Raw genomic sequence first — 20,708 nt, forward strand, 5'->3', positions numbered from 1 at the left:
CAGGCCCGGGATTGGCCGGGCCACACTCTATTATAGGCTCGATTATAGGCCCGGCGATGGCTCCGTTCCGGGCCGGTGCGACCCCGGCCGCCCCGGCAGTTGAGACCTCCGGCGTTTCATGGGAATACGGCGCCAAGACTGTCCACGGGAGCAAGCCATGACCTACCGCGCGCCGATTAATGACATGCTGCTGTCGCTCAACCATGGCGCCGGCCTGAAGGCCGCCGTGGAGGCCGGTCATTACGGCGATTTCGACGTCGACATTGCGGCGGCCGTGCTGGAGGAAGCCGGCAAGTTCGCAACCGACGTGCTGGCGCCGCTCAACCGGATCGGCGACGAGCACGGCATCAAGCTCGACGGCGGCAAGGTCACGACCGCGCCGGGCTGGCCGGATGCCTACAAGCGCTGGACCGACGGCGGCTGGAACGCGGTGTCCGGCCCCGAAGATTTCGGCGGCCAGGGCCTGCCGATCGCGATCAATGCGGCCTGCACCGAGATCTGGAGCGCCTCCAACGTCGCCTTCGGCCTCTGCCCGCTGCTCACGGCGTCCGCGATCGAGGCGCTCGACGCGCATGGCAGCGACGAGCTGAAAAGGATGTATCTCGAAAAGCTCGTTACCGGCGAATGGACCGGCACGATGCAGCTCACCGAGGCGCAGGCCGGCTCTGACGTCGGCGCGCTGCGCACCCGCGCCGAGCGCGCACCCGACGGCACCTATCGCATCAAGGGGACGAAGATCTTCATCACCTATGGCGAGCACGACATGACCGATAACATCGTGCATTTCGTGCTGGCGCGTCTTCCCGACGCACCCGCCGGCACTAAGGGGATTTCTCTCTTTCTTGTCCCCAAATTCATGGTCAACGCAGACGGCTCGCTCGGGCAACGCAACGACATCTTTGCTAGCGGCGTCGAGCACAAGCTCGGCATGCATGCTTCCCCGACCTGCACCATGACCATGGGCGACCATGGCGGCGCCATCGGCTTTCTCATCGGCGAAGAGAACCAGGGCATGCGCTGCATGTTCACGATGATGAACCAGGCCCGGCTCGGCGTCGGCCTCGAAGGCGTCGGCGTCGCCGATCGCGCCTACCAGCAGGCGTTGTCCTATGCGCAAGAGCGCAAGCAGGGCCGCGCCATCGGCAACAAGGGCGACGGTTCGGATGCGATCTTCGTGCATCCCGACGTCAAGCGCATGCTGATGCGGATGCGGGCGCAGACCGCGGCCGCACGCACCATCTGCTATGCGACCGCGGTCGCGCTCGACGTCTCGACGCGCGCCAAGGATCCGAAGGTCCGCGCTGATGCGGCTGCGCGCGCGGCGCTGCTGACGCCGATGGCAAAGGCCTATTCCACCGATGTCGGCAACGAGGTTGCCTATCTCGGCGTGCAGGTGCATGGCGGCATGGGCTTCATCGAGGAGACCGGCGCGGCGCAGCATTATCGCGACGCCCGCATCACCGCGATTTACGAGGGCACCAACGGCATCCAGGCGATCGACCTCGTCACGCGCAAGCTGGCGGCCAATGGCGGCGCGGCAGTGTGGGCGCTGCTCGACGAGCTCTCCGCGACCGTCAAGCAGGTCGAAACCTCCAACGATCCCGCCTTCGGCACCACGGGCGTGAAATTACGCGAGGCGCTGGATGCGCTGGCACGCACCAGCAAATGGCTCTTGGAGCGTGTCGCGTCGGCGCCGAACGAGGCGCTCGCAGGCGCCACGCCTTACCTCCAGCAGTTCGGTGCCACGCTCGGCGGCTGCATGCTGGCCTCCGAGGCGCTTGCCGCGAAGGCCGAGGGCTTTGCGGATGCGTCGCGCTTCGTCTCGCTCGCGCGCTTCTTCGCCGAGAACATCACCGTGCAGGCCGGCGCGCTGGAGCGCACCGTGACAGAGAGCGCGGAATCGGTCGCGGCGGCGGATGCGGTGTTGTTGGGGTAAAGCGGGCTACGAAGCTGCGATCTTAGCGGCTCTCCCCGGCCGCCACAGCACGACGCCGGCGGCAACGAGATCAAGCACCACACATATCGCAAACGCCATCGTGTAGTCGCCGGTCAGGCTGCGCACGAGGCCGATGATACCGGGGCCGAACGCGCTGACGATGCCGCTGATCGATGTTCCCAGCCCCATCGCAGCGGCGAAGGCCGCGCTGCCGATCTCGCGCTGGATGATCAAGGGCGGGAACGTGATCATGTTGCCGATCGAGAAGCCGTAGACGGCGCAGCACACCAGCAGCACCGTGGGGCTGGTGCTCTGAAGAAGCACGAACAGCGCCGCCGCCTGGCTCGTCATCGACGCCGCGCAGGCGAGCCGCGGATCGAGCCGGTCCACGAACAGGCCAAGCGACAGGCGGCCAACCACCGCCATGGCCGCCATGATGGTGACGGCAAGACCCGCAGCATAGCGGCCGATCATCGGCTCGAGGAACGTCACCTGATGGATGATGAATCCCATCTGCGCCAGGAGCGCGATCGCGATCGGCAGCACCATGGTCCAGAACGCTGCGTTGGCAAGCAGCGCCCTGCGCGAATGAGCTGCAGCGCCGAAGGCGCGCCCCGTTGACGCCCGCGACGCATCGGCCGGCCAGCCGGTGAAGATGACCACCACCGGCAACACCAGCACCACCATGACGATGGTGACCGCCAGCATGGCGGAGCGAAAGCCGATACTATCGGTCAGCACCAGCAGCACCGGAACGAGAACGATGCCGCCGCAGGTGGCGCCGTTGAAGGCAAGGCTGAGCGCGAGCCCGCGGCGCCGCTCGAACCAGGCGTTCAAGACGGTTGCGATCACCACGGTGCCCATGCCGGTCCAGCCCACGGACATCAGCGCATAAGCGAGATAGAGCTGCCAGGGCGCCTGCATCAGCCCCAGCAGCGCCGTCGATGCGCCAAGCGCCGACAGGCCGCACAGGATCAGCGCCCGCAGCCCGATGCGGGCGAGCAGATCGTCGGTGAAGATGACGAGCACGGAGGTCAGCAGGAACGAGAAGGTGCTGGCGGCGGATACCAGCGTGCCCGGCCAGCCATGGGCGCGCTGGAGCTCGGCAAGATAGACGCCCTGGCCGTAGAGGCCGAAGCCGAACATGAAGAAGGCCATCAGGAAACAGGCCAGCACCACGCGCCAGCCGCGATATTGCAGCGAGGATTCGTCAACGCCCGTTGCGGCAATCATCGATCGACTATTGGCCATATGGACCGTGCGGGCTCATCGTGCCGCACAACCACCGGTTTTTCAAATGAAACATTGTAGCCGATTGTTGCAGCGCGCAATGCAGCCTGAAATGCGATCCAGATTTCGTGACCAGGTTCCGCGGACCAATGCAACCATCGGGCGGGTGTCATGCAGCCACTCACGGGTGTCACGGTCGAAAAGGTTGAGCCGCAGGATTGGCATGCCTGCGAGATCATGTAGGCTGAGCGTCGCAGGACTCGCCGACGACAGGCGTCGCGGCGACCGCAGGGAGCCTTCATGGCGAACGGCAACATTATCGTCACGGAGGAACGCACCACACGCGTGATCACCCTGCGCCGTCCGGGCAAGAAGAACGCGATCACGCAGGACATGTATCGTGAGATGAGCCGCGCCATCGACACCGCGCAGAACAATCCCGACATCCGCTGCATGATCATCACCGGCGGCTCCGGCGTGTTCACGGCCGGTGACGATATCGACGATTTCCTGAAGGCCGACACCTCGCGCCCCGAGACGCTGTCGGACGGCGCCAAATTCCTCTATTCGCTGGCGCTCAACGTCAAGCCGATCATCGCGGCGGTGGACGGCGCGTCGATCGGCATGGGCACCGTGATGCTGTTCCATTGCGACTACGTGCTTGCCTCCAACGCCGCGACATTCTCGGCGCCCTACATCAATCTCGGGCTGGTTCCGGTCGGCGCCGCCAGCCTGCTGATGCCGCGCACCATGGGCTACCAGCGCGCCTTCGCCATGCTGGTGATGGGACGGGCCTTCACCGCCGCGGAGGCTCACGCAGCAGGCTTCGTCAACACCGTGGTCTCGCCGGGACATACCGAGGTCGAAGCCCGCAAGGTGGCGCGCGAGATCTGCCGGCTTCCGGCCGAGGCGGTGGCAATCTCGCGCAAATTGCTGCGTGCCGCGCCGGAAGAGCTCAGCCGCCGCATCGACCAGGAAGGCCATCTGTTCGGCGAGCGGCTGAAATCGGACGAGGCGATCGCCGCGTTCAACGCGTTCGCGAACCGGAAGAAGCGGTGAGCCGCTCTTCCACCTTTTCCCACAAGGGCAGAGGAAAGGAATCGCGGCGCGTTCACGACAATGCTTCGTGAAATCTTCGCGCGGAACGACTAATATTGTTCCATGCGACCTTTTCTCCGTCTCGCCTGCGTCACCCTCACGCTTGCTGCCCTCCCCGCCGCGGCCCAGACCGCGGCGCCGGTCGAGCTGCGCATTCTCGCGATCAACGATTTCCACGGCAATCTGCGGCCGCCGGCAGGCGGCATCCGCATCAATGATCCCGAGGACAAGAGCAAGAAGGTCACTGTCGCGGCCGGCGGCGCCGAATACATGGCGACGCTGGTCAAGCAATTGCGCGACGGGCACAGGAACACGATTTTCGTTGCCGCCGGCGATCTGATCGGCGCGAGCCCGTTTTTGTCGGCGATGTTTCACGACGAGCCCTCGATCGAGTCGCTGTCGATGATGGGGCTTGCGATCACCTCGGTCGGCAATCACGAATTCGACGAGGGCACGACCGAGCTGCTCAGGATGCAGAACGGCGGCTGCCATCCCCTTGACGGCTGCCAGGGCCCGCATCCGTTCAGCGGCGCCAAATTCCATTATCTCGCGGCCTCCACCATCGAGACCGCGACCGGCAAAAGCGTGCTGCCGCCCTACGAGGTCAGGGAGTTCGAGGGCCTCCCCGTCGCCTTCATCGGGCTGACCTTGAAGGGCACGGCCGGCATCGTCTCACCCGCCGGCATTGCGGGCCTCGAATTCCGCGACGAGGCAGAGACGGTGAATGCGCTCGTGCCGCAACTGAAGGCGCGCGGCGTGGAAGCCATCGTGGTGCTGATCCACGAAGGTGGCGAGCCCGCCGGCGACTACAATGAATGCCCGGGCATCTCGGGACCGATCGTCGAGATCGTCAAGAAATTCGACCGCGCCGTCGACGTCGTCGTCAGCGGCCACACGCATCGCGCTTACGTTTGTAATATCGATGGACGGCTGGTCACCAGCGGCGACAAATACGGCACGCTCGTTACCGCGATTGACCTCAAGCTCGATCCGGCAACACGCGACATCGTCAGTGCCAGGGCCGAGAACGTCATCGTCGCCAACGCCTCGCTGGCCAAGGATCCCGAGCAGACCGCGCTGATCGACGCCTACGACAAGCTGTCGGCGCCGATCGCCAACCGACCGGCCGGATCGGTAACGCAGACGCTATCACGCGTTCCGAACCAGGCCGGCGAAAGCCCGCTCGGCGACGTCATCGCCGATGCGCAGCTTGCAGTCACGAAGGATGCCAAGGATGGCAGCGCTGTCATCGCGCTCACCAATCCCGGCGGCATCCGCACCGACATCGTCCCGAAGGAGAACGGCGCGGTGTCCTATGGCGAGGTGTTCGCAAGCCAGCCGTTCCGCAACCGCCTCGTCACCATGACGCTCACCGGCAGCCAGCTCAAGGACATGCTGGAGCAGCAATGGCTCGATCCGAAGCGGCCGCGGATCCTCCAGGTGTCGAATGGATTCAGTTACAGCTGGGACGCCTCGAAGCCGCTTGGCGAGCGCATCATGACTGAGAAGATGACGCTTAACCGCCGGCCGATCGAACCGGCCACAGGCTATCGCGTGACCCTCAACGACTACCTCGCAGTCGGCGGCGACGGTTTCACGATCGCGAAACAAGGCACCTTGCCGCAATATGGCGGTTACGACGCCGACGCGCTGTTTGCCTTCTTTAGGGCACACGGGCCAATCGGACCGCTGCGGTCGGCCCGCATCCTGCGCGTGAATTGATCTGACGCAAACGGAATGGAACGGGACCACCCTTTGCCATTCCCGGCCAAATGCATAGATTGGGTTTTGCGTTGCGTTTTGGCGTCGGATGCGCCAAGCGACGTCGAGAGCCCGTACCCAGTGAGGCCGACCTAATGAGCACGCTTCTCCTCTCCCACAAGGCCTGCCTCGACCACGTCACGCCGCCGGGACATCCTGAAAGGCCCGACCGCCTGCGTGCGGTGGAAGAAGCGCTGTCGGTTGAGCGCTTCCAGTTCCTGGCGCGCGACCTGGCACCGGAGGGCGATCTCGATCTCGTCGCGCTCTGCCACAACGAGGACTACGTCACCGAGCTTCGCCACATCGCGCCGACCAGCGGCCAGGTCTATCTCGACGGCGACACCTCGATGTCGCCGGGCACGTGGGAAGCGGTGATGCGCGGCGTCGGCGGCGCGGTCGCGGCGACCGAAGCGGTGATGGCGGGCGAGCATCGCAACGCCTTCGTCGCGGTGCGCCCGCCCGGCCATCACGCCGAGATCGGCAAGCCGATGGGCTTCTGCTTCTTCGACAATGTCGCGATCGCCGCGCGCCACGCGCAGCGCAAATACGGCATCAAGCGCGCGGCCATCGTCGATTTCGACGTGCACCACGGCAACGGCACGCAGGACATCTTCTGGTCGGACCCGACCGTGATGTACTGCTCGACGCATCAGATGCCGCTGTTTCCGGGCACCGGCGCGATCGGCGAGCGCGGCGACCACGACACCATCGTCAACGCGCCGCTCGCCTCCGAAGACGGCGGCCCCGAATTCCGCACCGCGTTCGAGAATTTGATCCTGCCGCGCCTGACGGAGTTCAGCCCCGAGCTCCTCATCATCTCCGCAGGCTTCGACGCGCATTATCGCGATCCGCTGGCTTCGCTCAATCTGCGCGCGGAGGATTATACCTGGGTGACGCGCAAGCTGATGGACCTTGCCGACAAGACCGCTGGCAGCCGAATTGTTTCGGTGCTTGAGGGCGGCTATGATCTGCAAGGACTGAAAGAATCTGTTACGGCGCATGTCGGCGCCCTGATGGGCGCTTGACGACCCCGCCACATTAAGCCCGCAAAACTCTGCTGTTTTGCAAGAGAAGCGAATCGGGCAATCGGAAACGGATATGGCCGAAAACACCCAAGTCGACGTCTCCCGGCTCACCTTCGAGCGCGCAATCGAGGAACTCGAGACGATCGTGAAGCGGCTCGAGGACGGCAAGGTGCCGCTCGAAGAATCCGTCACGATCTACGAGCGCGGCGAAGCGCTGAAGCGCCGCTGCGAGGAGCTGCTGCGCCAGGCCGAGGCGCGCGTCGACAAGATCACCACCGATGCCAGCGGCCAGGCCACGGGCACCGCGCCGCTCGACGTGCAGTAAGCGCCCCGTTCAAAGCCGCCCGTTTTGGGCATCGGCCGCCTGCAATTTTTCATGATCGCACGCTGTTCCTCCGCTCATGAGGCCGGCTAGCTGGGCCATGAAGATTGAGGAACTCCCTCGCGAGGGCGTCCGAGCCTCTCGAATCCGTCCAAAAAGGCCTTGCTCTCGCCCAAAATCCTGCCAAGGAACCGGGCAAGATAGGAACCACCCGTCGACGCCGCGATTAACCACTCTGGCCCGCGGGTTGCACGGGTATGCCCGTAATCGGTCCGGCGGGTTGGCTTTGGCCCAAGCTTTGGTGTAAAGCTGCGCGGAGTGTGGCTTTTTGTTAGCCTTGCGTGGGCATCGATTACCGACGACAAGCGTTTCAAATCGCTAATGAAATTGGCTGGGACGGACGAAGCCGATCGAAGTGACAGGGATCACAGAGACTGAACCGGAGCGCACTTAAGCTCACCTAAGCTTGAAGACGGGGCTTTGCCCCATGCAGGTGGCTCCCACGGTTTGAGGACTCGCGCTGCGCCGATATTGTGCAAACCCATCGCGCACCGGAATGACTTTCCGGCGCTGACAAATTGGAAATCGCTGTGAACGAATACAGTAAAACGCCGCTTCTCGACACCATCCGGACGCCGGACGACCTGCGCAAGCTGAAGGTCGAGCAGGTTCGCCAGGTCGCCGACGAGCTGCGTCAGGAGACCATCGATGCGGTCTCGGTGACCGGCGGTCACTTCGGCGCTGGCCTCGGCGTGGTCGAGCTCACCACCGCGATCCATTACGTCTTCGATACGCCGCGTGACCGGCTGATCTGGGACGTCGGCCATCAGGCCTATCCGCACAAGATCCTCACCGGCCGGCGCGATCGCATCCGCACGCTGCGCACCGGCGGCGGCCTGTCCGGCTTCACCAAGCGCAGCGAGAGCGATTACGATCCGTTCGGCGCCGCGCATTCCTCGACCTCGATTTCCGCCGGCCTCGGCATGGCGGTCGCGCGCGACCTCGCCGGCGGCAAGAACAACGTTATCGCCGTGATCGGTGACGGCGCGATGTCGGCGGGCATGGCCTATGAGGCCATGAACAACGCGGGTGCGATGAACTCGCGCCTGATCGTCATCCTCAACGACAACGACATGTCGATCGCGCCGCCGGTCGGCGCCATGAGCGCTTATCTGTCGCGGCTCTACTCCGGCAAGACCTATCGCACGCTGCGCGAGGCGGCCAAGCAGATCAACCAGCGTCTGCCCAAAGTGCTCGCCAACCGGGCCAATCGCGTCGAGGAATATTCCCGTGGCTTCATGATGGACGGCGGCACGCTGTTCGAGGAGCTCGGCTTCTATTACGTCGGCCCGATCGACGGCCACAACCTCGACCATCTGCTGCCCGTGCTGAAGAACGTCCGCGACATGGAGACCGGCCCGATCCTGGTCCACGTCGTGACGCAGAAGGGCAAGGGCTACGGCCCGGCGGAAGCCTCCGCAGACAAGTACCACGCCGTCGTCAAGTTCGACGTCGCCACCGGCACCCAGGCCAAATCCAAGCCGAATGCACCGGCCTATCAGAACGTGTTCGGCCAGAGCCTCGTCAAGGAAGCCGAGAAGGACGACAAGATCGTCGCCATCACCGCGGCGATGCCGTCGGGCACCGGCGTCGATATCTTCAACAAGGCGTTCCCGGACCGCACCTTCGACGTCGGTATCGCCGAGCAGCACGCGGTGACGTTTGCCGCCGGTCTTGCGACCGAAGGCTACAAGCCGTTCTGCGCGATCTACTCGACGTTCCTGCAGCGCGGCTACGACCAGATCGTTCATGACGTCGCGATCCAGAACCTGCCCGTGCGCTTCGCCATCGACCGCGCCGGTCTCGTCGGCGCCGACGGCGCGACGCATGCCGGCTCGTTCGACAACGCCTATCTCGGCTGTCTGCCGAACATGGTGATCATGGCCGCGGCCGACGAATCCGATCTCGTGCACATGGTAGCGACGCAGGTCGCGATCAACGACCGCCCGAGCGCGCTGCGCTATCCGCGCGGCGAAGGCCGCGGCATCGAGATGCCCGACGTCGGCGTTCCCCTCGAAATCGGCAAGGGCCGCGTAATCCGGCAGGGCAACAAGATCGCCCTGCTCTCCTTCGGCACGCGTCTGGCCGAATGCGAGAAGGCCGCCGACGAGCTCGCAGCTCACGGCCTCTCCACCACGATTGCGGACGCGCGCTTCATGAAGCCGCTCGACACCGAGCTGGTGCTCAAGCTCGCCCGCGACCACGAGATCCTGATCACGATCGAGGAAGGCTCGGTCGGCGGTTTCGGCTCGCATGTCGCGCAGTACCTGACCGACCAGGGCGCGCTCGACAGCGGCCTGGTGCGCTTCCGCTCCATGGTGCTGCCCGACGTGTTCCAGGACCACGACACCCCGGCCGCGATGTACGGCCGCGCCGGTCTCGACGCCAAGGGTATCATCGCCAAGGTGTTTGAAGCGCTCGGCAAGGACGTCAAGACCGAGACGGTCAAGCTCGCCTGACGGCGAGCTTCGACCTTCGCCGAACAGCGCGACTTTCATGAAAATCTATCTGGCAGGCCCTGACGTGTTTCTGCCGGATGGGGTTGAGATCGGCCGGCGCAAGGCCGCGATCTGCGCTGCGCATGGGCTCACCGGTCTCTATCCCCTCGACAACGCCATCGACCTCGCCGCGCCCGACGCTTCGCGGCAGATCTTTGCCGGCAACGAGGCCATGATGAACGATGCCGACGCCATCATCGCCAATCTCACACCGTTCCGCGGCGCTGGTTCCGATCCCGGCACCGTCTACGAGCTCGGCTACATGGCCGGCCGTCGCAAGTTTTGTCTGGCCTATTCCAACGATCCCGCCACTTATGCCGACCGTGTCGGCCGCTTCATGAACGTCACGACCGAGGACGGGCGGCTGGTCGACGCGCAGGGGCTGACCGTCGAGGATTTTGGTCTCGTCGATAACCTCATGATGATCCACGCGCTGGAGCTGCATGGCTGCCCGTTGGTAACACCGGCCGCGATGCCGATCGACGTCTGGCACGATCTGGCCGCGTTCGAGGCTTGCGTCCGGATGGCGGCTGCGCGATTGATCGCACCATAAGCGCATCAGTCTTTTCCGGAGAGCCGATGTCCACTCCCCGCAAGCGCGCGGATGTTCTGCTGGTCGAGCGCGGCCTGTTCGAGAGCCGGGCACGGGCGCGCGCGGCGATCGAGGCCGGGTTGGTCACCGCGAACGACAAGCAGGTCGCAAAGCCGTCGGAGACCATTGCGGAGGACGCGGTGATCCGGGCCGAGCCCGCGCACCCCTATGTTTCGCGCGGCGGCGTCAAGCTCGCCGGCGCGCTCGAGCGCTACCCGATCGATATAGAGGATCATGTCTGCCTCGACGTCGGCGCCTCCACCGGAGGCTTCACCGAGGTGCTGCTGGCGAACGGCGCGAGCCTGGTATTTGCCATCGATGTCGGCACCAGCCAATTGCATGCATCTTTGCGCGGTCATCCCAAGATCGTGTCGATGGAAGAGACCGACATCCGCGCCTATGAGGGCAAGCGGTTGCCGGCGCGGCCCGATGTCGTCGTCATCGACGTCAGCTTCATCTCGCTCAAGGCCGTGCTGCCGGTGGCGCTGTCGCTGGCCGCAGCGCCGATGAGCCTGCTGGCGCTGATCAAGCCGCAATTCGAGGCGGACCGGAAGCACAACAAGAAGGGCATCATCCGCGACGCCGCGGTGCACCAGGAAATCTGCGACGACCTCGCAGCATTTGCCGCCTCGCTCGGCTGCACCGACATCGCGGTGTTTCCCTCCTCGATCGCAGGCGGCGACGGCAACATCGAATTCTTCCTGGGCGCGCGCCGTGGTTGAGCGATTGAAGATCGATCACGTCGGCCATCGCGGCGACGGCGTCGCGCTCGACGCAGGCGATACGCTCTACGTGCCCTATACGCTCGGCGGCGAGACCGTCGAGGTCGATCATGTCGCGGGCCACCATCCCGACCGCCGCAAGCTGCTCGCGGTGGAGACCGCAAGTCCCGAGCGCATCGCGCCGTTCTGCCCGCATTTCGGCGTCTGCGGCGGCTGCGCGATCCAGCACTGGGCGCCCGAGCCGTATCAGGCCTGGAAGCGCGGCATCGTGGTCGAGACGCTGGCGCAGGCCGGCATAGACTGCGAGGTCGCGCCGCTGGTCGACGCGCATGGTGTGGGGCGCAGGCGCGTCACGCTGCACGGAAGGTTCGGCACGCACAACGTGCTCAAGGTCGGTTTTTCCGCAGCAAGCTCGCACGACGTCATCCCGATTCATCGCTGTCCCATTCTCGATCCCGCGCTCGACGGCGCGCTCGATGCCGCCTGGGCGGTCGCCGAGCCGCTGACGTCAAAAATGCCGGTGACGAAACCGCTCGACATCCAGGTCACCGCCACCGCCAACGGCCTCGATGTCGATGTGCGCGGCTCCGGCCCGCTACCGACACCGCTGGTCACCGCGCTGTCGCGCGTCGCCGAACAGCACCGTCTGGCGCGGCTGACGCGACATGGCGAGCTGGTGCTGCAACGCCTGCCACCGACGCTGCAGATGGGCCGCGCCGAGGTGACGCTGCCACCGGGCTCGTTCCTGCAAGCCACCGTCGCGGGCGAAGAAACACTTGCTGCACTCGTCGCGGAGCGCGTCGGCAAGGCCAAGGACGTGCTCGACCTCTTCTGCGGCGTCGGTCCCTTTGCGTTGCGGCTCGCGGAGAAAGCGCGCGTCACCGCCTATGACAACGATGCCGGCGCCGTTGCCGCGCTTGCCAAGGCCGCGCGCACGCCGGGGCTGAAACCGATCACGGCCGAGCCGCGCGACCTGTTTCGACGTCCGCTGGTGTCGCCAGAGCTGCGCGACTTCGACGCCGTGGTGTTCGACCCCCCGCGCCAGGGCGCGCAGGCGCAGGCGCTAAGGCTCGCTGCGAGCAAGGTGCCGGTCGTGATCGCGGTCTCCTGCAACGTCGCGACCTTCGCTCGCGACGCAAGGCTGCTCATCGATGGCGGTTACAAGATCGAAACCGTGGTTCCGGTCGACCAGTTCCGGCACACGCCGCATGTGGAATTGGTGGCGCGCTTTACCCGGTGATGTCTTAACGCCGCAGCGCGCCGAGCGCGGGCGACTCGCCTGGCAGCATGTTCGATCTGATATCGCTGTCCATGCGGCCCGAGTCCTGCTGGGTGAACCCGGCCCCGAACGTCAGGCTGAGGTTGGAGGTCGGCTTGAATTCGACGCCCCCGAACGCGCCATAGCCAGGTGCGGCGCCGGAGGTCAGCGGCGCCACCGAGCTGCCGATGCCACTGCCGTATTTCAGCGTGTCGAAACCGGCAAAGAACGTCACGGGCAAGCCGCCCGCAATCTTGGTGTTGTAACCGAACTGCGAGCTGTCATAGGAGAGCGCGCTGAAATTGCCGGCTGGACCGGTCTGGCTGAGGCCGCTCCAATTGAGGGTGCCGCGTTGGCTGCCGACAAAGAAGCCGTTCGCAAAATTGGTGCGCCCGCTGGGATCGAAGCTCGGAAAATTGCCGTAGGTATCCGAGCTCTGGCCGGCACTGCCGCCAAAGCCGAAAGCTCCGCCCGGTATCCAATAACTCATCGGCGCAACTTGCGCATGAACCGGTGCTCCACCGAGGCAAAGCACGGCGAGGAGTGCTGCGAGACCGCAAGAACGCGCGAGGCTGGACATTCAGGCTTCCGTCGAAAAGGTTCCAAATTATACCCCCGGGATCGCGCGAATGCCAGTGGAGGGGCGCCGCACATCGCTTGATCCAGTTCCAGGATTACGTCTTGCCGACGCGTTGAACCTCCCCCGCGCCGGATTGACCCACATAAAGGATGCGCAAGCCCAGGCCGCGGCTTTGATCGCGAAGGCTTGGCGCGGATTATAGCGCGCAATTGCGCGGACCCTTGAGAATGCCCAACGTCTGTATGGAGGCTGTCATGGAGGTCAATTCCGACAGGTTGAATGCCTTTATGGGCAAGATGGTCACCGAGTTCGGTGCGGCGATGAATGCATCGCTGGTCCTGCTCGGCGACAAGCTCGGTCTCTACCGCACCCTCGCCGCAAAAGGACCGATGAACTCGTCCGAACTCGCGAGTGCCACCGGAACGGCGGAGCGCTATGTGCGCGAATGGCTGTCGAGCCAAGCGGCGTCCGGCTACATCGAATACGATTCCGCATCGGGAAAATTCTCGATGCTGCCGGAGCAGGCGATGGCGCTGGCCGACGAGGACAGCCCGGTATTCCTCGGCGCCTTCGGCAACGTCATTGCCTCGGCGTTTCTCGACGAGCCGAAGGTTTCGGACGCATTCAAGAGCGGCAAGGGCGTCGGCTGGAACCGGCGCAGCGAGTGCCTGTTCTGCGGCACGGCCCGCTTCTTCCGCACCGGCTACATGCATCATCTGGTGCAGGAGTGGCTGCCCGCGCTCGACGGCGTCGTGGACAAGCTGAAGCGCGGCGCCAAGGTTGCCGATGTCGGCTGCGGGCACGGCGTCTCGACACGGCTGATGGCGGAGGCATTCCCGAACTCGCGCTTCTACGGCTTTGACTATCACGAGGGCTCGATCGAGGCCGCGCGGAAGGGAGCGACTGCAGCCAAGCTTGGCGATCGCGCCACCTTCGCTGTTCATTCCGCCAAAACCTACCCGGCCGAAGGCTACGATCTCGTCTGCTTCTTCGATTGCCTGCACGACATGGGCGATCCCGTCGGCGCCATCCGTCACGTGCGCGAATCCATGGCGAAGGACGGCACATGCATGCTGGTCGAGCCGTTCGCCAACGATCGCCTCGAAGACAATCTCAACCCGGTCGGACGCGTCTATTATGCAGCATCGACCATGATCTGCACGCCGGCCTCGCTCGACCAGGAGGTTGGCCTGGCGCTGGGCGCGCAAGCCGGCGAGGCAAGGCTGCGCAAGGTCGCCAGCGAGGGCGGTCTGTCGCGCTTCCGCCGCGCCGCGGAGACGCCCTTCAACCTGATCCTGGAGGCACGGGTCTGATCCCCATCATGCCGGGCGTGTGCATGCGGCCATGCCGATGCCGCAGCCTCGCCCGGCGTCGGCATCCTTGCCTCCCTCGCGCCGCAACGTAAGCTGGCGTCGAACAAGGCGGCGATAGTCCGCCGAATGGGAGGATGACGATGAGATATCTTGGCCTGGCGCTGGCTGTGCTGTTCGCTGTGACGATCTCGGGAGCAGGCCGCGCCAGCGAGCCGACCAGCTTCACGCCGCTGAAGCCGGACGAGCTCACGCCGCCGCAGAAGGAATGGGCGGATGCGATCGCGGTGCCGCCGCGCAATGCCAAATTCGCCAACCCGCCCTACCGCGCCTATATCCGCAATCCCGAGCTTGCGCCAAAGCTCTCGGCGATGTCGGACTATCTGCGCTGGAATTCGTCGCTGCCGGCGCGCTTGAGCGAATTCGCCATCCTGATCACCGCGCGGCAATGGACGGCGCAATATGAATGGTTCGCGCATTACCCGCTGGCGATGAAGGCCGGGCTCGATCCGCAGGTCGCCAAGGACGTCGCAAGCGGCGTGCGGCCGCAGGCGATGAAGGATGACGAGGCCGCGCTCTATGATCTCGCGATGGCGCTCTATCGCGACAAGAAGGTGTCCGACGAGGTCTATCGCTCGGCGCAGCAGAAGTTCGGCGAGCGCGGCATCATGGATATCATCGGCCTGATCGGCTATTACGACCTCGTCTCGATGACGCTGATCACGATGCAGGCCGAAGCGCCGAACGACAGCGTTCCGCCGCTGCCGCCGCTTGCGGCCAAGTAGAAGCGCACACAGGCCCTGAGAACTCTATCACCATCACCCTGAGGTGGCCGCTTCTTCAGCGGCGGGATGACGGATTTGACAGCAGCGATTGCGAGCGCAGCGAAGCAATCCAGCGACAAGCAGCCGTAAACGGCTACGCCGTCCTGTCCACCGAAGACGATGAATCCGCCGGCGGATATTTCGTCACCGGCACCACGAACGACTTGGTGCCGACCTGGTAGATGATCTTGCCGTTCTGTCCGTCATCCGTTGCGATCTGCGACTGCCCGAACATGATGACGTTCTTGTAGACGATGCCGGTGCCCTGGCGGGTGATGCCGTCGGTGGTGACGCTGACCTCCGCTTCATTGCCGTTGACGGCGAGCACGCGAAAGCTCGCGCTTTTGCCGTTGTCGCTGGAATAGCCACCCCAGCTTCCCATCAGCCTGCTGTCGGAGGCCGGCGGCGCTTGTTTTTCGAGAGACGCGGTCTGCTTGCCGGCGCCGCCCGCCGAGAACAGGAGCACCAGGTTCTTGCCGTCCTTGGTGCCGACCGTGACCGAGCCGAAGGTGATAAGCGAGCCGCTGATCTGGGCAAAACCGCGGTCGGTGTGGCCGTTGTGGGTGTACTCGACCTGTGCACGGCTGCCGCGAATGTTCACGACCTTGAAGCCGACGGGCTGGTTGTTGCCGGCCCAATTGCCCTTCCAGTCACCGAGCAGAGCGCTCTGGTGATACATCCGCTCATTGGCGGGCGAAATCTGGCTGGTGCTTTGCGTGACGATGGCCATGGACTTGCTCGACGAATGGGTCCGACGAACCCGCTTGCTGTCGAGCACTGGCAAGGAGCGTCAGAAACATTCAGACACAATTCTGATTAGGGCCACGCCGTGGTTAACAAGCGGTTAATTTCAACCGCCGGGTGCGACGGGGCAAATGGTCTCATCGGGGTGTGCGCCTCAGCGCCCCCAGCGGTCCGACCAGATCTTCTCGCCGATCGTGCAGCTGACGCGCGGCTCCTTGTCCTTGTCGGCAACCCGCACCACCGGACGCTCGGGCGTGCGGCCTGCGACTTCCATCAGGAGCTTCGTGCGGATCGCTTCCTTGAACTTGTCGCGGTCCTTGATCGTGATCACGAAGGAGCCGGGACCGCCGACGACGCAATCCTCGTAATAGTAATCGAGATTGTCGATATCCATGGTCGAATAGGACGGCTCCTTGACCATGATCGGCAGACCATTGATGACGATGCCCTTCTCGAGCGCGGCGTCACGCGCCAACGTGACCGGGCTGCCGTTGTTGTTGGGGCCATCGCCGGAGATGTCGATGACACGGCGAAGCCCGTGATAGGGATCCTCGTCGAACAGCGGCATCGCGAAAGTGATCGCGCCAGAGATCGAGGTGCGCGAGGCGCGCCGGATCGGCGTCTTCAGGATCTCGGTGGCGACCGCATCCGCGGTCTCCGGTCCATCGATCAGCCGCCAGGGGATGATGATCTTCTGGTCGGTGGACGCCGCCCATTCGAAATAGGTCACGGCGATCCGGCCGTTGGGGCCCGCCTTCAACGCCTGCAGGAACTCCTTCGACTGGATCGCCTGCGCGTAGCCCTCGCGCTGAATCGCGAGCTCGTCCATGTCCATGGAGTAGGAGACGTCGACCGCGAGGATCAGCTCGACATCAACCGACTGCGCATCCCCGTCGGCTGCCTGCCGCTGCGGTTGATTTCGCGCCGGTTCAAATTTAGGCCCTGGCGCCGCGATCCCCGCGACGTCCCCTCCGGCAAGCACGCCGGCCACCAGCACAGCCCCGATCGAGAACAGCATGCGCATCGCAGTCTCCCGTCGTATGACGCGATGGTGACATGCAAACGGCTTGCCGCAAAGTGCGAAGATCGTTTGTGCTTCACATTCGAGTTAGGAATTCGCGCGGCATGGTTTTCGTGCGTTGCGCGAAACCGCCGTCATGTCGCCATGCTTGCGTCGCCGCGCATGCGAGCCACGGGAGCGCAGTTCCCGCCCACTTGTCCCGCGCGATTTCCATGTTAGGCTGACCGCACAGATGGGGATGGAGTCCCCCGACAACCGCCCGGCGGTCGACGATCGTAGTGGGCTGATGACTCCTGCTTAAGGTGAGGCAATCAGCCTCTGCCTTTGGCGGGAGCATGGAGAAACCCGCCGGAGGCGGGTTTTTTGTTGCCTGATGACGAAGGTCGGGACTTGAAGGAAGAGACTTGAAGGCAATGACGTGACGACGACACCGAATGCAGCGCGCGCGGGGCTGCCCAGGGGGATCTGGGTGCTCGGCTTCGTCTCGATGCTGATGGACATCTCCTCCGAGATGATCCACGCACTGCTGCCGGTGTATCTCGTTACCGTGCTCGGCGCCTCCACACTCACCGTCGGCTTCATCGAGGGCATCGCGGAGGCGACCGCCTCGATTACAAAAATCTTCTCCGGCGCGCTGTCGGACTGGCTCGGTCGCCGCAAGCTGCTTGCCACGCTCGGCTATGGACTTGCCGCCTTGACCAAGCCGCTGTTTCCCCTTGCTCCCAGTGTCGGCTGGCTGGTTGCGGCGCGCTTCATCGATCGCGTCGGCAAGGGCATCCGCGGCGCGCCGCGCGATGCGCTGATTGCCGACATCGCGCCCGCGGGCTCGCGCGGCGCGAGCTTTGGGCTGCGGCAATCGCTCGACACCATCGGCGCCTTCGTTGGCCCGCTCGCCGCGATCGGCCTGATGTGGTGGACGGCGGACAATTTTGCCGCCGTGTTCTGGGTGGCCGTGCTGCCGGCGTTCCTGTCGTTCGGCCTGATCGCGTTTGCGGTAAGCGAGCCGGAGCCGGACGCAAACCGGGAACCTGCAAAGAATCCGATCAACTCCGCCGCGATGCGGCAGCTCGGCGCAGTCTATTGGCGAGTCGTCGCGGTCGGCGTCGTGTTCACGCTCGCGCGCTTCAGCGAGGCTTTTCTGATCCTGCGCGCCCAGAACATCGGCCTCAATGCGATGTGGGTGCCAGCGGTGCTCGTGCTGATGAACATCACTTACGCACTCTCCGCCTATCCGGCTGGCGTGCTCTCAGACCGGATCAACCGGACCGCCCTGCTCGCGCTCGGCCTCGTCTTCCTCGCGGGCGCCGATCTCGCGCTCGCGCTGCTGCCGAGCCTTGCGGGCCTCGCGCTCGGCGTCGTGTTGTGGGGACTGCACATGGGATTGACCCAGGGGTTGCTCTCGGCGCTCGTCGCCGATACTGCACCACCAAGCTTGCGGGGCACCGCGTTCGGCTATTTCAATCTGTTCACGGGGCTGGCGCTGCTGGCCGCGAGCGTGATCGCCGGCGCGCTGTGGGACGCCTACGGCCCGGCCGTAACATTCCTCGCAGGCCTCGGCTTTGCGGTGGCAGCGCTGGTGGGGCTGCTCGCCATCGGCAACGGGCTGGCAGAGAAAGGCAAATGATGACGGGAGGCCATACATCGTGCTGAGCGGAGTGATCGCAATCGTGATCGGCAGCATATTCGGCGGCTGCGCGCGCTATTTCGTCTCCGGCGCGATCGCGCGGCGGCTGGGCGAAACGTTCCCCTGGGGCACCATGACCATCAATGTCAGCGGCGCTTTCCTGATCGGCATCTTTGGCGCGCTGGCGACGCATCCCGGCTCGGTCTTCGCCTCGCCCAACCCGTGGCTGTTCGCGGTGACCGGCTTCCTCGGCTGCTACACCACGGTCTCCTCGTTCAGCCTGCAAACGCTGACACTCGCCCGCAACGGCGAGCCGCTCTCTGCGCTCGGCAACGTCGCCTTCTCGGTCGGGCTGTGCCTCCTCGCGGTCAGTTGCGGCTTCTTCCTCGCCGATGGCTTTGGAGGCTAGAGCCAGATGAAAATACCCTCCTTCACCGACCGCTGGCCAAGCGCGATACTTTATGCCTGGGTTTCCTTCGGAAGCATCCTTGGCGGGCTGGCGCGCTATTTCGTTTCGCTCGTGCTCGACATCGGTCCGGGTTTTCCGTTTGCGACGCTGTTCATCAACGCCACGGGATCCATGATCATCGGCTTTTATGCGACCTTGACCGGTCCGGACGGCCGCGTGCTGGCGCGGCCCGAGCACCGGCAGTTCGTCATGACCGGGTTCTGCGGCGGCTACACCACCTTCTCCGCCTTCAGCCTGGAAACCTTCCGCCTGTTCCATGGCGGCATGAAATTGACCGCGTTCGCCTATGTCGCGGCTTCCGTCGTCTGCTGGCTGGTGTCGGTGTGGCTCGGACATATGATGGCGAGCCGCTACAATCGATTGAAAAGGAGCTGACCATGCAAATTCCCAGTCAGGCAGTTTCGCTCCGCATCTTCATCGGCGAGAGCGACTATTGCGACGGCAAGCCGCTCTATGAAGCAATCGTGCTGATGGCGCGCGAGCTGCACCTTGCCGGTGCCACCGTGCTGCGCGGCCCCATGGGCTTCGGCAAGTCGAGCCGGCTGCACACGTCGAAGATCCTGCGGCTGTCGGAGGATTTGCCGTTGCTGATCGAGATCGTCGACGGCGAGGACAACATCAACGCATTCCTGCCCATCCTGGATGGCATGATGTCGAGCGGGCTGATCACCTTGGAGAAGGTGCAGGTCCTGCAATATGGTAAGAAGGCCGCAAGCTGATCGCCGGCAGGAACCCAAGCCCGCCGTATCCGGGAGGCGGAATGAACGACACTGTCACCACACCGAAAACCAGGACCAAGACCAAGGTCGAGCGGCCAAAGCTGCACAAGGTCATCCTGATCAACGACGACTACACGCCGCGTGAATTCGTCACCATGATCCTGAAGGCGGAGTTCCGCATGACCGGGGATCAGGCCTACAAGGTCATGATCACCGCGCACAAGCTGGGCGCCTGCGTCGTCGCCGTGTTCACCAGGGATGTCGCCGAAACCAAGGCCACCCGCGCCACCGACGCCGCCCGCACGAAAGGCTATCCGCTGCTGTTTACGACAGAGCCGGAGGAGTAGGGCGCGAGCTAGTTCTTGAGGCGCGCCATGATGATTTCGTCGTGATAGATGCCGTCGACCAGGATGGCCATCCGCCTGGTGCCCTCCTCGACAAACCCGACCTTGCGATAGAGAGCTGCCGCAGCGGTGTTGGTCGCGAACACGCCGAGCTCGATACGCCGGAATCCGAAAACGTCCGCGGCCTGAACGGCCTGCCGCAGCAACCTCTCGCCAAATCCCCTGCCCCTGAACTCCGGCAGAAGCCCCATGAAGAGATCACCGACATGCGCCGAGACGGCGCGGCCGGCGGGCGGCACGTTGCACCATCCGACCACGGCGCCGTCAGCGACGGCGACAATCTGCGGATAGCCGCGCTCGACGTTGCGGGCAACGAAGGCGCGGACCTGCTCGATCGGCGGCGCCTCAACGAGCGCGATATATTTGCGCTCGCGGGCAACGACATCGACGGCGGCGCGAAAGGCATCCGTGTCGGCGACCTCAATCTGGCGAAACTCGACGGTCATGGGCGGCCTCGTTGATTGCGTCGGAGCATAGCCCCGCGTTCGCGTCAATTTTACCGATCCTCGCC

At 64.5% G+C, this 20,708-nt stretch carries 21 protein-coding genes and 1 riboswitch; of the genes, 16 read left to right on the plus strand and 5 right to left on the minus strand.

What is annotated here, in order from left to right; genetic code table 11:
- Positions 1 to 157: 157 nt before the first annotated feature.
- Complete coding sequence (locus ACPPVR_RS32485) at positions 158 to 1,936, plus strand: acyl-CoA dehydrogenase (RefSeq protein WP_426610602.1); 1,779 nt, start codon at positions 158 to 160, stop codon at positions 1,934 to 1,936.
- A gap of 6 nt (positions 1,937 to 1,942) precedes the next feature.
- On the opposite strand, the gene ACPPVR_RS32490 is transcribed toward ACPPVR_RS32485, so the two are convergent.
- A complete protein-coding gene (locus ACPPVR_RS32490; protein WP_426610603.1) occupies positions 1,943 to 3,169 on the minus strand; it encodes an MFS transporter in 1,227 nt (408 codons plus the stop codon).
- Positions 3,170 to 3,466: 297 nt separating this feature from the next.
- Here ACPPVR_RS32490 and ACPPVR_RS32495 point away from each other — a divergent pair, with 297 nt between their 5' ends.
- The 8 genes from ACPPVR_RS32495 (at position 3,467) to ACPPVR_RS32530 (ending at position 12,484) form a co-directional block, all read left to right on the plus strand.
- Positions 3,467 to 4,225: an enoyl-CoA hydratase-related protein gene (locus ACPPVR_RS32495; protein ID WP_426610604.1), complete on the plus strand. Its 759-nt coding sequence runs from the start codon at positions 3,467 to 3,469 to the stop codon at positions 4,223 to 4,225.
- Between the two features lie 102 nt (positions 4,226 to 4,327).
- Positions 4,328 to 5,986: a bifunctional metallophosphatase/5'-nucleotidase gene (locus ACPPVR_RS32500; protein ID WP_426610605.1), complete on the plus strand. Its 1,659-nt coding sequence runs from the start codon at positions 4,328 to 4,330 to the stop codon at positions 5,984 to 5,986.
- Between the two features lie 134 nt (positions 5,987 to 6,120).
- Positions 6,121 to 7,050: a histone deacetylase family protein gene (locus ACPPVR_RS32505; RefSeq protein ID WP_426610606.1), complete on the plus strand. Its 930-nt coding sequence runs from the start codon at positions 6,121 to 6,123 to the stop codon at positions 7,048 to 7,050.
- Between the two features lie 73 nt (positions 7,051 to 7,123).
- Entirely contained in the window at positions 7,124 to 7,375 is a 252-nt protein-coding gene (locus tag ACPPVR_RS32510) for an exodeoxyribonuclease VII small subunit (RefSeq protein WP_008132970.1), read from the plus strand.
- Positions 7,376 to 7,962: 587 nt separating this feature from the next.
- Positions 7,963 to 9,891, plus strand: a complete 1,929-nt coding sequence (dxs, locus tag ACPPVR_RS32515) for a 1-deoxy-D-xylulose-5-phosphate synthase (RefSeq protein WP_426610607.1) — start codon at positions 7,963 to 7,965, stop codon at positions 9,889 to 9,891.
- Between the two features lie 37 nt (positions 9,892 to 9,928).
- Positions 9,929 to 10,483, plus strand: coding sequence for a nucleoside 2-deoxyribosyltransferase (locus tag ACPPVR_RS32520; RefSeq protein ID WP_426610608.1), 555 nt, complete (start codon positions 9,929 to 9,931; stop codon positions 10,481 to 10,483).
- Positions 10,484 to 10,509: 26 nt separating this feature from the next.
- On the plus strand, positions 10,510 to 11,244 hold the full coding sequence (locus ACPPVR_RS32525) for a TlyA family RNA methyltransferase (RefSeq protein ID WP_426610609.1): 735 nt from the start codon (positions 10,510 to 10,512) through the stop codon (positions 11,242 to 11,244).
- Positions 11,237 to 12,484 (plus strand): class I SAM-dependent RNA methyltransferase, encoded by a 1,248-nt coding sequence (locus tag ACPPVR_RS32530; protein WP_426610610.1) that lies wholly within the window; start codon positions 11,237 to 11,239, stop codon positions 12,482 to 12,484. The genes ACPPVR_RS32525 and ACPPVR_RS32530 overlap by 8 nt, the downstream gene beginning before the upstream one ends.
- Positions 12,485 to 12,488: 4 nt before the next feature.
- Here ACPPVR_RS32530 and ACPPVR_RS32535 read toward each other — a convergent pair whose 3' ends face one another.
- Positions 12,489 to 13,082: a hypothetical protein gene (locus ACPPVR_RS32535; protein ID WP_426610611.1), complete on the minus strand. Its 594-nt coding sequence runs from the start codon at positions 13,080 to 13,082 to the stop codon at positions 12,489 to 12,491.
- 254 nt (positions 13,083 to 13,336) lie between these two features.
- Here ACPPVR_RS32535 and ACPPVR_RS32540 point away from each other — a divergent pair, with 254 nt between their 5' ends.
- Complete coding sequence (locus tag ACPPVR_RS32540) at positions 13,337 to 14,395, plus strand: class I SAM-dependent methyltransferase (RefSeq protein ID WP_426616230.1); 1,059 nt, start codon at positions 13,337 to 13,339, stop codon at positions 14,393 to 14,395.
- A gap of 140 nt (positions 14,396 to 14,535) precedes the next feature.
- On the plus strand, positions 14,536 to 15,177 hold the full coding sequence (locus ACPPVR_RS32545; RefSeq protein WP_426610612.1) for a carboxymuconolactone decarboxylase family protein: 642 nt from the start codon (positions 14,536 to 14,538) through the stop codon (positions 15,175 to 15,177).
- Positions 15,178 to 15,310: 133 nt separating this feature from the next.
- Here ACPPVR_RS32545 and ACPPVR_RS32550 read toward each other — a convergent pair whose 3' ends face one another.
- Positions 15,311 to 15,946, minus strand: a complete 636-nt coding sequence (locus ACPPVR_RS32550; protein ID WP_426610613.1) for a hypothetical protein — start codon at positions 15,944 to 15,946, stop codon at positions 15,311 to 15,313.
- Positions 15,947 to 16,114: 168 nt separating this feature from the next.
- Positions 16,115 to 16,984, minus strand: coding sequence for a DUF1194 domain-containing protein (locus ACPPVR_RS32555; protein ID WP_426610614.1), 870 nt, complete (start codon positions 16,982 to 16,984; stop codon positions 16,115 to 16,117).
- Positions 16,985 to 17,206: 222 nt separating this feature from the next.
- A riboswitch (Fluoride riboswitch) is annotated at positions 17,207 to 17,284 on the plus strand.
- 115 nt (positions 17,285 to 17,399) lie between these two features.
- Between ACPPVR_RS32555 and ACPPVR_RS32560 the strand changes: the two genes are divergently transcribed.
- From ACPPVR_RS32560 to clpS, 5 genes are read left to right on the plus strand one after another with little or no spacing between them, the layout of a single operon-like run.
- Entirely contained in the window at positions 17,400 to 18,605 is a 1,206-nt protein-coding gene (locus tag ACPPVR_RS32560; protein WP_426610615.1) for an MFS transporter, read from the plus strand.
- Positions 18,606 to 18,624: 19 nt separating this feature from the next.
- A complete protein-coding gene (gene crcB, locus ACPPVR_RS32565; protein ID WP_426610616.1) occupies positions 18,625 to 19,014 on the plus strand; it encodes a fluoride efflux transporter CrcB in 390 nt (129 codons plus the stop codon).
- Between the two features lie 6 nt (positions 19,015 to 19,020).
- Positions 19,021 to 19,449, plus strand: a complete 429-nt coding sequence (gene crcB, locus ACPPVR_RS32570) for a fluoride efflux transporter CrcB (RefSeq protein ID WP_426610617.1) — start codon at positions 19,021 to 19,023, stop codon at positions 19,447 to 19,449.
- A 2-nt stretch (positions 19,450 to 19,451) separates the two neighbouring features.
- Positions 19,452 to 19,793, plus strand: a complete 342-nt coding sequence (locus ACPPVR_RS32575) for a DUF190 domain-containing protein (protein ID WP_426610618.1) — start codon at positions 19,452 to 19,454, stop codon at positions 19,791 to 19,793.
- A 41-nt stretch (positions 19,794 to 19,834) separates the two neighbouring features.
- The gene (clpS, locus tag ACPPVR_RS32580) at positions 19,835 to 20,140 is read left to right on the plus strand and encodes an ATP-dependent Clp protease adapter ClpS (RefSeq protein ID WP_426610619.1); all 306 of its coding nucleotides are present in this window, start codon (positions 19,835 to 19,837) and stop codon (positions 20,138 to 20,140) included.
- Positions 20,141 to 20,148: 8 nt separating this feature from the next.
- Here clpS and ACPPVR_RS32585 read toward each other — a convergent pair whose 3' ends face one another.
- Entirely contained in the window at positions 20,149 to 20,643 is a 495-nt protein-coding gene (locus tag ACPPVR_RS32585) for an N-acetyltransferase family protein (RefSeq protein ID WP_426610620.1), read from the minus strand.
- Positions 20,644 to 20,708: the final 65 nt, after the last annotated feature.

It is taken from the genome of Bradyrhizobium sp. McL0616 (genome assembly GCF_049993385.1).
Taxonomy (GTDB): Bacteria; Pseudomonadota; Alphaproteobacteria; order Rhizobiales; family Xanthobacteraceae; genus Bradyrhizobium.

Bases quoted from the DNA above. Each gene is read 5' to 3' on its own strand.
- ACPPVR_RS32490 (WP_426610603.1), bottom strand. From the start codon at position 3,169: ATGATTGCCGCAACGGGCGTTGACGAATCCTCGCTGCAATATCGCGGC.
- ACPPVR_RS32540 (WP_426616230.1), top strand. From the start codon at position 13,337: ATGGAGGTCAATTCCGACAGGTTGAATGCCTTTATGGGCAAGATGGTC.
- ACPPVR_RS32555 (WP_426610614.1), bottom strand. From the start codon at position 16,984: ATGCGCATGCTGTTCTCGATCGGGGCTGTGCTGGTGGCCGGCGTGCTT.
- ACPPVR_RS32495 (WP_426610604.1), top strand. From the start codon at position 3,467: ATGGCGAACGGCAACATTATCGTCACGGAGGAACGCACCACACGCGTG.
- clpS (WP_426610619.1), top strand. From the start codon at position 19,835: ATGAACGACACTGTCACCACACCGAAAACCAGGACCAAGACCAAGGTC.
- ACPPVR_RS32520 (WP_426610608.1), top strand. From the start codon at position 9,929: ATGAAAATCTATCTGGCAGGCCCTGACGTGTTTCTGCCGGATGGGGTT.
- ACPPVR_RS32535 (WP_426610611.1), bottom strand. From the start codon at position 13,082: ATGTCCAGCCTCGCGCGTTCTTGCGGTCTCGCAGCACTCCTCGCCGTG.
- ACPPVR_RS32585 (WP_426610620.1), bottom strand. From the start codon at position 20,643: ATGACCGTCGAGTTTCGCCAGATTGAGGTCGCCGACACGGATGCCTTT.
- ACPPVR_RS32545 (WP_426610612.1), top strand. From the start codon at position 14,536: ATGAGATATCTTGGCCTGGCGCTGGCTGTGCTGTTCGCTGTGACGATC.
- ACPPVR_RS32505 (WP_426610606.1), top strand. From the start codon at position 6,121: ATGAGCACGCTTCTCCTCTCCCACAAGGCCTGCCTCGACCACGTCACG.
- ACPPVR_RS32550 (WP_426610613.1), bottom strand. From the start codon at position 15,946: ATGGCCATCGTCACGCAAAGCACCAGCCAGATTTCGCCCGCCAATGAG.
- ACPPVR_RS32485 (WP_426610602.1), top strand. From the start codon at position 158: ATGACCTACCGCGCGCCGATTAATGACATGCTGCTGTCGCTCAACCAT.
- crcB (WP_426610617.1), top strand. From the start codon at position 19,021: ATGAAAATACCCTCCTTCACCGACCGCTGGCCAAGCGCGATACTTTAT.
- ACPPVR_RS32510 (WP_008132970.1), top strand. From the start codon at position 7,124: ATGGCCGAAAACACCCAAGTCGACGTCTCCCGGCTCACCTTCGAGCGC.
- ACPPVR_RS32525 (WP_426610609.1), top strand. From the start codon at position 10,510: ATGTCCACTCCCCGCAAGCGCGCGGATGTTCTGCTGGTCGAGCGCGGC.
- ACPPVR_RS32575 (WP_426610618.1), top strand. From the start codon at position 19,452: ATGCAAATTCCCAGTCAGGCAGTTTCGCTCCGCATCTTCATCGGCGAG.
- ACPPVR_RS32500 (WP_426610605.1), top strand. From the start codon at position 4,328: ATGCGACCTTTTCTCCGTCTCGCCTGCGTCACCCTCACGCTTGCTGCC.